This window comes from Colwellia sp. D2M02 (assembly GCF_018860755.1).
Taxonomy (GTDB): domain Bacteria; phylum Pseudomonadota; class Gammaproteobacteria; order Enterobacterales; family Alteromonadaceae; genus Colwellia; species Colwellia asteriadis.
Window position 1 is genome coordinate 1 of record NZ_JAHKPW010000034.1, and the last position, 11,801, is coordinate 11,801.

The window sequence follows — 11,801 nt, forward strand, 5'->3', positions numbered from 1 at the left end:
GCAGAAAAATAATTTTTGATGATATTTCAATTTGTTAAATATCTCTTAAACCGAGTTCAGGTTAAGTAAAGTCTAATTTTTAGATAAGCTCCAATAAGAAAAAGCCGCTATAAATTAATATAGCGGCTTATCATTATGTGGCGGTGAGATAGGGATTTGAACCCTAGATGGGCTACAAACCCATGCCGGTTTTCAAGACCGGTGCTTTCGACCACTCAGCCATCTCACCGAGTTGTAATCAGTTAACGTTGTTAAACAATGCTTGCCTGAAGACGAGGCGAATATTAAATACTTAAAGCTAACTTGTAAAGGGATAAATGAAGAAAAATTAAAATTAAATTCAATTGTTTATTTCAACAACAAAAATCGCTCAAATAGAGGGCTATTGTCGCCAGTTCATCAGCTTATCCGCAAAGTAAGCGCTTTAATCTAGTGTAACTTCATCGCCAATAGTTATTTCTGCATTACTTATTATCGGCATTAAAAGCTTAGCGTTTACGCCAAAAATTGGCTGCTTTTGTTCATTCGTGTGATATTGCTTTAATGCACGTAGTGGTTGTTTGTCAGGATGTGCAGTGCCGGTTTCAGGATCACGGGTTGTTAAAATACACCTAACACAGGTATCTAGTAACGTAAAAGTTACCTGTCCTATTTTAAGTTGTTGCCAGCCCTCTTCTGCAAAAGCGTCACAACCACTAAGGACTATATTAGGTCGAAAACGACGCATGTCTGGTGCAATGTTGGCAAATGTTGATGCGGCTAATAAACTCGCTTCAGTGGTAATAAGTAATGGCGCTGCGTCAGAAAAGTTGGTTTCAAGTTGATACTTGCCAGAAACCCGTGCGTGCTTTTGCCATAGCGCAATGGTCACGGTTATACCTAAAGCAGCACTGAGCCATGCACTCGCTTCGTGTCCGCCATCAATAGCTTGTAATTCGTCACGCCATAACTTTCCGGTAACTATGGTCGCTGAATTTATACTATTAGCTGAAATAAAACAGTCGTTACTCACTTGTGGGTGTTTTAGTAACCAGCCATCGCTGACTTGAGTGCAAGATAATTGCAACAGTTGCGGATATTTACGCGCAGTTATAAACAAACCACTTTTATCCAACGCGACTAGACGGCGATCACCACATAACCCTTCCTCATCAAAGCGTGCTGTTTGTAATGATATTCCCTTGCCTGATTTAAATGGGTATTGCCATAACTGACTAACCGTAACCATATTAACTCCTTAATTTTTACACAGTTATACCGATAACTATTTTACTGAGTAAAGGTTAATACTAAAAAAGCCGCGAGTACATTAATACTTGCGGCTTTTATTGACTAACTATAAAGCCAATGGCTTTATAGTAGCAGTGCTACTTTTCAAAGTAGAACTTTTCACGCTTATTATCGTAATTACCCACTTCATTCATGGTTTCAGCGTTATATAAGCGACCATTTATCATGGTATAGCTCACTTTATCACTTAGGCGAATATCTTGGCTAACATCACCATCAACAACAATTAAGTCAGCCAGTTTACCCGCTTTAATTGAACCAATGCTGTTATCTAGACCTAACGAGGTCGCCGATGAAATGGTGGCGGTTTTAATCGCTTGCAACGGTGACATACCGCCTTGTGCCATCATCCACATTTCCCAGTGCATCGCTAAACCTTCACGCTGACCATGACCACCAGCATTAACATGTACACCTAAGTCTTGTAACTCTTTCGCGGTAGCAGCAACATTAATATGGTTGTAGTGATTGTGCGGCGCAGTAGGACGACGCATTGAGCGAGGCTCCAAAGTTTCGCTCGGTACATATTGACTTAAACGTGGATGACGCCAAACTTGTGTTTTATCGTACCAGTAGTTTTCCCCCCAAATACCACCATAGGCAACCCCTAACGTTGGCGTATATGCCATTGCTGATTGCTGCCACAACTGTTTAATGTCGCTGTAAATATTAGCGGCAGGAATTGAGTGCTCTAACGTGGTATGGCCATCAACTAACATCGTTAAGTTATGTTGTAATAATGATCCGCCTTCAGGTACTACCATCATTTTAGCTTCACGAGCTGCTTGTATAAATTGTTGACGTTGGTTACGACGTGGTTGGTTGTAGCTCTTTACACTAAACGCGCCGGCTTTTTGTAAACGCTCAATATGAAATTTTGCGTCATCTAAACTATCAACATGTGCGGTATATCCAGCAACGGTTGCACCGTATAAAATCGTTCCCGTTGAAAACAGACGCGGCGCAACTATTTTACCCGCTTTTTGCATTTCACTGGCAGCAAAAAATTCAGTCGTGTCGTTCGACGGATCATGAATAGTAGTTACCCCTAACGCTAAACCAGCATAGTTTTTCCAGTTTTGCTGTGGAATAATTTCATTACTTGCTTGTGAGCCGTGAGCATGGGCGTCAACTAAGCCTGGCATAATGCTTTTACCCTGAATATCAATAACAGTAGCATCGCTTGGAATACTAAGGTCACTATTACCGACACTGATTATTTTATTCCCTTCAACAATAACGACACCGTTATCAATAACCTCCATGCCTTCCATGGTGATCACTTTACCGCCAACAAAAGCAACTTTTCCTGATGGTTTATCTGCTTTTTGCGTAAAGCCTAAATAAGTGGATTTAACCGCTTCAGTTTTAGCTTTTTTGCTGTTGTCACTGTCAGCGTTATCTTTTTCAGAAGCACTAAGCGCGAATAAATCTTTAGCGCTTGCTTGATATAAATCTGCACCTAAACTCCAGTAAATTTCACTCGAGTTACCATTCCAATTAATTCCTTCGCCCGCTCTAACTGACAATTGTTTTACGGGTAAATTTTTAGCTTTTGGCCCCGTTTCTATAACACTGCCACGTTCAACTAGTGGCGTAACAAACACTTTAAAGCGCTCACTAAACGCTAAATACTTGCCATTAGGTGATACGCTAAACTCTGTGGTGAATTTTCCTTGATACAATGTTGTTTCATTCTGTCCGTCAAGGTCTATACGGGTTAGGTTAGTTTTTTCACCGTTACGCGTTACATAAATTCTATCTGAATCACTACCAAAGTGTGGTTTTAACCCGTTGTCAGTCACTAAGGTAGGCTCCCCACCTTTTGCTGACATCACATAAATACCCGGCGCTAATCCCCAGTTTGGATTTAAAATACTACCACCGCTGACTTTTCGATAAACTACCTTGCTACCATCAGGTGAAAAGCTTGGTTCAATATATTTACCCGGTGCGCTCGAAATAACTTTACCTTTGCCACCACGGGCAGAAACCGTTCTAATTTTTCCTAACGCTTTATCATCCCAAGTAACATAAACAATTTTTTTACCGTCACGAGAGAAACTTGGGTTGAGTTCAACATGATCTTTTTGTCTCGTTAAGCGCTTAGTTTTGCCATTACTTAAGGTGCGAATATAAATATTGCCCATTGACTCAAAAACTACTTTTTTACCATCAGGCGATATTTCAACGTCTCGTAGCATTTTCACATCAAAGTTATTTTGATCTATGTCTTGTTGAAAGCGTAATGCTTGTTGAATTTTTTTAGTGGTTTTGACATGAAATGGAATTTCTTTCGCCGCTTTTTTCGCTAGATCTAAATGATGTATTTTACCGCCAGCCCAAAAAACAATGCCTTTATTATTTGGCGTCCAAGCCAGTGTTGGGTAAACACCATGAATCGCCCAAGTCTCTTGCATATCGCGCTCTAAACCTTGGTAAACTAAGGTTTCTTCACCGCTTTCAAGATTATATAAATATAAATTTGAATCAAAATCGTCACGGCTGATAAATGCTAAGTATTTACCATCTGGTGATGGTGTTGGTCTAATAGCGCCGCCCTTACCTGAAATTATCGTTTTAATTTCACCGGTTTCTAACTCAAGGCGTTTAATTTTATAAATACCTTTGACCGAATCTTTACTGTAATGGAAAGTTTTACCTGGTGTTGCATCTTGTGAGAAATAAACATATTTACCATCGGGAGAATACGCAGGTTCACCTAAATCTTTTTGATCATTAGCACGGGTCGTTAACTTAACGCCACTGCCACCTGTTTTATGATAAAGCCATACTTCACCTGCACCCAGTGAGCGAGTGCCTGTAAAATGCTTACGCCCTACTAAGTAATCACCATCGGGAGACCATGCTGGGCTATTAAGTAAACGAAAAGTTTCTTTACTTACGGGGGCGGCATTGCTGCCGTCGGTATTCATTATCCAGAGGTTATCACCGCCATCTTCATCAGAAGTAAAAGCAATATGTTTACCATCGGGGCTAAATTTTGGTTGCATTTGCCACGCAATATCCGTCATTAGCGCGGTTGCTTCACCACCGCTAATTGGTAAGGTATAAATATCACCAAGTAAATCAAAAACTATTGTTTTACCGTCTGGGCTGATATCAATATTCATCCATGTACCTGAAGTTACATCAATATTAGCATTGAGGAACTGTCCTTGCGGCTCGTTAACAGACCATTTAGCTGGCTCAGCTTTGGTATCTTCAGAGGCAATCGCATTAGCGCCATTAAAAGCAAGCGCTAGTGATAAAGCGATAAGGGATTTTTTAATATGAATTTTAGACATGCTGACATCCACTATAATGTTGGGTTATTTTTGGTGTTAACTATTTTAGTTGTTACGTTGATTGTAAGCATGGCTATTGAATCAACGTATACTATGCAAAGTACAAACTATAGAGTAAATAAGGAGATAATGGCAGACCTAGCGCAGCGAGTCTTTTGTTATTTAAGACCAAGTAACCGTAAACTAAGGTAAACAGCAAATAATAGTATTACCGAGTCAGGCAAAAGATAAGGAGTGGGAATTATAAATGTTCGTCACGCTCTTCAATACACTCCGGGGATGCCATTTCAAAAATACGACACACCCAAGGGCGATTTTCATAAATAGTGCACATCATGGTATCGCGATCGAGTGCTGAGCACCAACCATCATCAAGACGTTTCATGGTTTCACCGCCGTATTCATCAACACGAATATGCGCATTAGGTACACCGGTTTCACTTAATAGCATAACTTCTAGGCGACAACAGCAGGCGGCACAATTACTACAACTGACCTCAAGCTGAGGAGTTACTGGCGTAACATTAACAATATTAATGCTCATTATTGAGCGCGTATAAAGAGAGAACAAGCATAAATATAATAGCTTTAATCGCTGAAAGAGCGCTTAGTTTACACGATTAACCTAAAGACAACTAATGCTTGTACTTATTACTGGCGAATGCTTGGTGCGAATCAATACATCATATAAAAGTTAAGGACCTTTTTTAGCGATAATAATCGGTGTGGTTAAGGGGTTTTTAGTAATATTACCGGTTTTTATGCCCTTTATAGTTCCTATTGCGGCAATAAACCACGCAAAGATAAGTGCACCAAAAAGGATAATAGCCGCCCATTCAAAGGCAGGAAGCCCAGTATGTAGCGCTAGTTGTGTGGTTCCTGTAACACAAGTACCAACAGGAAAGGTAAAAGCCCACCATGTTAAGGCAAAAGGCATTTTTTGGCGTAAAGCTCGCATTGTTAACAGGGTTGCTAACACTGACCAGAAAACGGCAAAACCCCAAATTGGCACACCATAAAGTACCGCCATAACATTTAAAGCGCTGGCTAGCGTTGGTTCAACCACCATGATTGCCGCTGTACCTAACAAGCCTGCTGCGGTAATTGATTGCCCTAACGGACCAAGTACAATCCACAGTGTTGGAACACGCGCACTGCCCGAGCTTCCAGAATGTGCCAGTCGACTCCAAATCAGGGTAATAACGATCATCGCCCCTAATAAACTTACACCAAACATAGCATAACAGCCATACAGTAAGGTTTGCTGTAATACTAAACTTTGTGTGTGCTCAATTAACATAGCGCCAATAGCGGCAGAAACCATTGGTGGCACAATAGGCATTAGCCAGCCACCAAATGCGCCATCACTGCGTACTTGATGATGGGTAAACAGGCGAAACGGAATAAGTACCGCGGTAATTAAACCGCCTAAAGTGCCAAAGCTCCATAAAACCCAAGCAATAGTCAAAGCACTTGGTTGCGGCATAATAAAATGTCCGAACAACAAGGCACCACCAGCAACGGTTAATAACGCCATAGGAGGCGCGCCAAAAAATTGCGCCATAATGGGATCGTTAAATTGTCGTTTAATAATATGCGGTTGGCGAATTGTTTGAACGATTTTAATCGCTAACATAACAACGAGCATTAACGAAGCTAACAACCATACCGTAATACCAAAAACCGTTAAGCTGTCACCAATAATGGGCAAACCAACTGCAGCATTGGCAATAATGCCAGTGCCCATAACCGAGGCAAACCAATTGGGTCCTATTTCTTTATTAAATTCTGGCTCAATACTGGCCGTTACAACCTCTTTTACGGCCTCGTTATTAACTGATTGTTCTTTTGTTGGCACAACATCCCCTATAACTTATACAGCTCATACAACTTATGCGTTAATGATACGCTTGATAAGCCAGTAGCACAGCAAATAATTACTGGCGGGCTGAAAAACATAAATAACAGCAATAAAAAAGCGCCGCAAGATTAACTCTTTTGGCGCTAAATTTAAGGGTTTATTGCTGTATTCTCTATGGTATAAGTGTAATTACTGTTACTTACGCTATTTTTCTTAATAAACCTTGGGTATTTTGGCGCATAGTATTAGCAACCATAAAATAACCTATTGCGGCAACAAATAATGCCCCCGTTATCGGTCCTAAAATCCAAATATAAGGATGTAGTCGCCCTGCAACACTAAACAATTGCTGTTGAATAATCAGCAAGGCGATATCGCTAACAATGGCCGCTACTAAACCAGCAATGGCTCCTAATAATAAAAACTCATACAAAGTGGCTAGCTTAATTAAGCGCCCTCGAGCACCTAAAGTTCTTAAAATAACCACTTCTTGCATGCGCTCAGCTAAACTTGCCTGTACTTGCGAAATAAGCACCAAAGCACCACTGACCAAAACAATTGATAATACAAAACCTATGGCGAGTGATACTTGCGCAATAATAGACTGAGCTTGCTCAAGTCGTGCTTTAATATCTATCATACTAATAGTTGGATAGCGCTGTAATAATTGGCTAACTGCTTTAGTGTGCTTATCTTGCAATTGCGCGGCACTAAAGTAAGTAACTGGAATTTTACCCGCCATATTAGGGCTTAATATCATCACAAAATTAGGTTTTATTGTGCCCCAGTCAACCGTTCTAAAACTGGTTACTTTAGCTTTAATTTGCTGTGCATTAACCAAAATAGTAATAGTGTCACCCAACTTTAAGTCTAATGCATCACGCCAGCCATCAAATACTGATACTTCTATTTCACCTTGGTTATCACTGCTAGTATCGCTAAACCACTGCCCTTCAATAATTTCATTGCCCTCTGGCAGCGTTGTTAACCAAGTGAGGTTAGGCTCGCGATTAACGCCACGGCGCGCTTCTTCATCTTGCTCCTCGCCTTCTTGTTTTGATACTCTGCGCGCAAACGCTTCATCGTTAACCGCATCAATACGACCGGTGAATACAGGGTAAAAAGCTTCGTGAGGAATTTCTTTTTCTTCAAAAAATTGTTGTAGTGGCGCAACTTCTTGCTCTGCAATATTAATAATAAACATATTGGGTGCATCTGCAGGCACTTGCATTTGCCAGTCTGAAATCATGTCGTTTTTCAATACCACTAAAAACAACATTAATTTAATCGCCAAAGCAAAACTAATTAATTGAATAGCATTAGCGTTAGCGCGTTTTTGTAACGTAGCAATGGCTAATGACCAACTTGAGCCTGGGCGTAATCCCATTTTTCTACCTGCTGCAAATAACAAGCGTGATAAGCCAAATAAAATAACAATAACCAGTAATGTTGAAGCAAACAAAATCAGCGTGGTTACTAACGCGCCGCTAAAGAGCCACATTAATACAAAAATAGTGATTAATGAAAAAGCAATATGCAAACGGCTAATTGCTAAGGTATCACCTAAATTACGACGCAATACCCTAAGTGGTGGAATATCAAATAAGTCGAGTAACGGCTTAAGTGAGAACATGAGTGCGCAAACAACACCAATAAATGCAGAGAGTAACCAAGGTCTTAGCCCTGCTGCGGGTAGCTCAGTGCCCATAAATTGCGCTAAGTAGTTTGCGCCAATATGTTGTAATACAAAGCCTATCGCTAAACCCGCTACAATTGAAAAGACGGTAACTAAAGTTAAATGTAATAAAAATATATTGCGAATAACCTGACGACTACCACCGAGTGTTTTCATCATGGCTACTGGGTCGTACTGTCGCTCACAATAGCGCTTTGCTGAAACCGCCATGGCAACCGCTGCGAGCATAATGCCAAATAAACCAGCAAGGAGTAAAAAACGCTCTGAGCGCTCTAAATTTTCCCCCAATGGTGATTGCCTGTCTTTGATCCCTTGCCAGTTTTGATTACTTTTTAGTTGTGGTTTTAACCATTGGTAATAGTCGGTAAGTTGCTGGTCAGTACCTGCAAAAAGTAAACGATGAAATACGCGACTAGCAGGCTGAACCGCTTGTGTTAAGCCAATATCTTGATAGTTGAGCAAAACGCGCTTGTTACCCGACAATGAGAAAAACGGCGCATCAGGTTCGCTTACTAATACTTTACTGACCGTAAAAACTCCTGCACCGACTTCAACGGTACTACCAACATCAACATTTAAGGTATAAAACATCCCCTCACTTAACCAAACATTACCTGAGGCTGGAACGCTTTGCGCTTCGTAAGCCTCGCTAGTTAAACTGTCTTTAACGATGACTTTCCCTCTGAGTGGGTATGATGAAGTCACCGCTTTGATTGACCCTAGCACTAACTCATCATTAGCGAAAAGCATTGAATCAAAAAACAGTAATTGCGCGGTTTCTAAACCATAACCTGTGGCGCTTTCAAGTAAAGCGGGATCAAAGTTGTGATTACTGGAAAGGCGTCGGTCTGCGGCAATAAAGTCACTGGTTTTTTGCTCGATATTTAAACCGATACGTTCAGTGACTGACGACAAACTAAATACAGTTAATACCGCCAGCGCAATTGCGGCAAAAATAATGGTTAATTCACCGCGGCGAAATTCTCTAGCAAATAACTTAAAGGCTAATTTAACCCACATTGGCCGTTACCCCTTGGCTAATATTTTCTAGTGCGCCAGCTTCTATATGTAAAATACGCTGGCATTGCTGGGCAAGTTGCTCGTCATGTGTCACTAAAATCAGTGTAGTGCCATTTTGCTTGTTTAAGTCAAATAACAGCTTTTCAATTAAATGACCATTTTTACTATCAAGGTTAGCGGATGGCTCATCGGCAAAGAGTATTTTAGGAGAGCCAATAAACGCACGGGCAATAGCGACACGTTGTTGTTCACCGCCAGATAATTGCGATGGGTAATGTTCAAGGCGATGCGACAAGCCTACCTTTTCAAGTAAATCGACAGCTTGTTGTTTAGCGTCATGATCCCCTGCTAATTCCGCAGGTAACATCACGTTTTCAAGTGCGGTTAAGCTTTGCACTAACATAAATGATTGAAATACAAAGCCAACTTTTTCAGCCCTTACTCGTGCTCTAGCTTCTTCATCTAAGGTGCTTAATGCGTCGCCATCAAGGTGGATTTCTCCTGCGGTTGCAATATCTAAACCGGCAAGTAAGCTAAGCAAGGTTGACTTACCTGAGCCAGAAGCACCAACAATAGCAACCGACTCACCTGACTTGACAGCGAAGTTAATATCACTAAGGATAGTTAGGCTTCCTTCAAGGGTACTTACGCGTTTAGTAAGCCCAGCAACCTGAATTACATTTAACTGAGAAAGAGCTGACATGAATTATTTTTCCCTAAAATTTTTATTTATTTTATTACTAACCTTTTCGAGTTTTTCTACTTTTTCAAGCGAAACCTCAACTAAGATTTTACTGATAGGCGATAGCTTAAGCGCTGGTTACGGGCTTAAGCAAGACCAAGACTGGGTTCATTTGTTACAAAATGAATACGATGCCCAGAATAAACAGATCACTTTAATTAATACCGCAATTAGCGGTCAAACCACTGACAATGCCATATTGAAAATAGACGCATGGCTTGAGGCGCACCAACCCAGTCATGTATTAATTGAATTAGGCGGCAATGATGGTATTCGCGGATTTCCTGTTAGCATACTGCAAAAACATTTAACCGAGCTTATCACTAAAAGCCAAGCAGCGGGCGCTAAAGTTGCGGTAATGGCAATACAAATACCTCCTAATTTAGGGCCACGATATAGCAAAATGTTTGCTGACAGTTATGGCAAAGTTACTAATGAAACCAATAGTTATTTAATGCCTTACTTTATGCTCGATATCGCCATTGAGCCAAGTTTAATGCAAGATGATAACTTACACCCTAATGCCAAAGCTCAGCTTATTATTCGTGACTTTATGTCACTTGAAATTGATAAATGGCTACAGCAATAAGCTTTACAATAATCATTTTGGTTAACACCAAGTAAATTAGTTTTTACTTGGCGTAGCACTGCTGCCAGCTAAAATTCCACCATCAATATTGAGCTCAATGCCCGTGACATAATTTGACTCATTAGAGATCAAATATAATGCGGCATAAGCAACATCGTTTGGCTCCCCCATTTTTTGCAATGGTATATCTTTTGCTACTTGGTTAATTGCCTGCTCTCTGGCCGCACCTTCACCTAACATCGCATCCCACATAGGCGTTAAAATGGCTCCTGGATGAATAGAGTTACAACGAATAGCATAACCTTGCTCAGCGCAATATAGCGCCACTGACTTAGTATGATTTCTCACCGCCGCTTTACTTGAAGCGTAAGCACAGGCGCCTGGAATACCGACCATGCCTGAGCGTGATGAAATATTCACAATGCTAGCACTTACGGCTGACTTCATCAGTTGAATACCATATTTACAACCTAAGGCGACACCATCAAGGTTAGTGCGATGTACTTTATGCCAACTATCAAGGTGTAAGTTTTCAGGGTCGTGTGGTCCCTCAGATTCAAAAAATCCCGTTATACCCGCATTATTAACCAGACCATCAATTTGCCCATATTCCTCAATGAGTATTGCTGACAGCTTTTCCCAATGCGCTTCTTGGGCAACATCTAAATGAAAGTATTTTGCTTTATCACCAATATCTGCAGCAACTTGTTGACCAAGTTCATCGTTAATATCTGTAATGATGACGGTTGCGCCATTTTGTGCAAATAGTGCTGCTGTTGCTTGCCCAATACCACGAGCAGCGCCAGTAATTACAATAGTTTTCCCTAAAAGCCTTGTCATTAACGAGTCCTTTTGTGTTGGTGTAAAATAACGTTTGGTCATTTTAACTATTTATCGCTAGTTTTACATTAATCGGGGCAAAATCAATACGGCTGTCACTTTATCACTGTGACAAAATCAGCGATAAATTGTGATACAAATGTGATAACTCCGTGAGCCTTTCTTGATAGTTGTTTTGCATACTCTTTTTCGTACCCATGATTTTATACGTTCACTAAAAAGGAAAACAACATGAAAGTAACGCCATTATTACTCACCAGCCTATTAGCTTTTGCTAGCCAACAAGCCTCATCAGCTTCACTTGATATTAAAATCACTAATTTAACGCAAGGTATTTATTTCACGCCACTTTTAGTGGCCGCACATAATGGCGACAGCCAGCTATTTATGTCTGGTACAGCAGCAACATCTGAATTACAGGCAATGGCTGAAGGTGGTAATATTACTGGCCTTGC

Annotated in this window: 9 protein-coding genes and 1 tRNA gene; 2 read left to right on the forward strand and 8 right to left on the reverse strand. The window is 40.7% G+C overall.

The genetic code is table 11. From position 1 onward, the window contains the following. Positions 1 to 138 precede the first annotated feature (138 nt). The 7 genes from KO495_RS05450 to KO495_RS05480 form a co-directional block, all read right to left on the reverse strand. A tRNA-Ser gene (locus KO495_RS05450) sits at positions 139 to 229 on the reverse strand. A 195-nt stretch (positions 230 to 424) separates the two neighbouring features. Then, positions 425 to 1,228: an MOSC N-terminal beta barrel domain-containing protein gene (locus KO495_RS05455; RefSeq protein WP_215979387.1), complete on the reverse strand. Its 804-nt coding sequence runs from the start codon at positions 1,226 to 1,228 to the stop codon at positions 425 to 427. 139 nt (positions 1,229 to 1,367) lie between these two features. Beyond that, a complete protein-coding gene (locus tag KO495_RS05460) occupies positions 1,368 to 4,583 on the reverse strand; it encodes an amidohydrolase family protein (RefSeq protein WP_215979394.1) in 3,216 nt (1,071 codons plus the stop codon). Positions 4,584 to 4,839: 256 nt separating this feature from the next. After that, complete coding sequence (locus KO495_RS05465) at positions 4,840 to 5,142, reverse strand: YkgJ family cysteine cluster protein (RefSeq protein ID WP_215979388.1); 303 nt, start codon at positions 5,140 to 5,142, stop codon at positions 4,840 to 4,842. A gap of 150 nt (positions 5,143 to 5,292) precedes the next feature. After that, positions 5,293 to 6,456 (reverse strand): TDT family transporter, encoded by a 1,164-nt coding sequence (locus KO495_RS05470; RefSeq protein WP_354668368.1) that lies wholly within the window; start codon positions 6,454 to 6,456, stop codon positions 5,293 to 5,295. Between the two features lie 202 nt (positions 6,457 to 6,658). After that, entirely contained in the window at positions 6,659 to 9,175 is a 2,517-nt protein-coding gene (locus KO495_RS05475; protein ID WP_215979389.1) for an FtsX-like permease family protein, read from the reverse strand. Continuing rightward, complete coding sequence (locus KO495_RS05480) at positions 9,165 to 9,878, reverse strand: ABC transporter ATP-binding protein (protein ID WP_215979390.1); 714 nt, start codon at positions 9,876 to 9,878, stop codon at positions 9,165 to 9,167. The genes KO495_RS05475 and KO495_RS05480 overlap by 11 nt, the downstream gene beginning before the upstream one ends. Here KO495_RS05480 and KO495_RS05485 point away from each other — a divergent pair. Further along, entirely contained in the window at positions 9,877 to 10,506 is a 630-nt protein-coding gene (locus KO495_RS05485; protein WP_215979391.1) for an arylesterase, read from the forward strand. The genes KO495_RS05480 and KO495_RS05485 overlap by 2 nt on opposite strands. Before the next feature lie 36 nt (positions 10,507 to 10,542). On the opposite strand, the gene KO495_RS05490 is transcribed toward KO495_RS05485, so the two are convergent. After that, positions 10,543 to 11,346, reverse strand: a complete 804-nt coding sequence (locus KO495_RS05490; RefSeq protein WP_215979392.1) for an SDR family oxidoreductase — start codon at positions 11,344 to 11,346, stop codon at positions 10,543 to 10,545. Positions 11,347 to 11,577: 231 nt separating this feature from the next. On the opposite strand from KO495_RS05490, the gene KO495_RS05495 reads away from it, so the two are divergent. Continuing rightward, positions 11,578 to 11,801 (forward strand): spondin domain-containing protein (locus tag KO495_RS05495; protein ID WP_215979393.1); only part of this gene is annotated, 224 nt, incomplete at its 3' end.

Excerpts from the sequence above, each read along its gene's own strand:
- KO495_RS05475 (WP_215979389.1), bottom strand. The coding sequence starts at position 9,175 with ATGTGGGTTAAATTAGCCTTTAAGTTATTTGCTAGAGAATTTCGCCGC.
- KO495_RS05480 (WP_215979390.1), bottom strand. The coding sequence starts at position 9,878 with ATGTCAGCTCTTTCTCAGTTAAATGTAATTCAGGTTGCTGGGCTTACT.
- KO495_RS05455 (WP_215979387.1), bottom strand. The coding sequence starts at position 1,228 with ATGGTTACGGTTAGTCAGTTATGGCAATACCCATTTAAATCAGGCAAG.
- KO495_RS05465 (WP_215979388.1), bottom strand. The coding sequence starts at position 5,142 with ATGAGCATTAATATTGTTAATGTTACGCCAGTAACTCCTCAGCTTGAG.
- KO495_RS05490 (WP_215979392.1), bottom strand. The coding sequence starts at position 11,346 with ATGACAAGGCTTTTAGGGAAAACTATTGTAATTACTGGCGCTGCTCGT.
- KO495_RS05485 (WP_215979391.1), top strand. The coding sequence starts at position 9,877 with ATGAATTATTTTTCCCTAAAATTTTTATTTATTTTATTACTAACCTTT.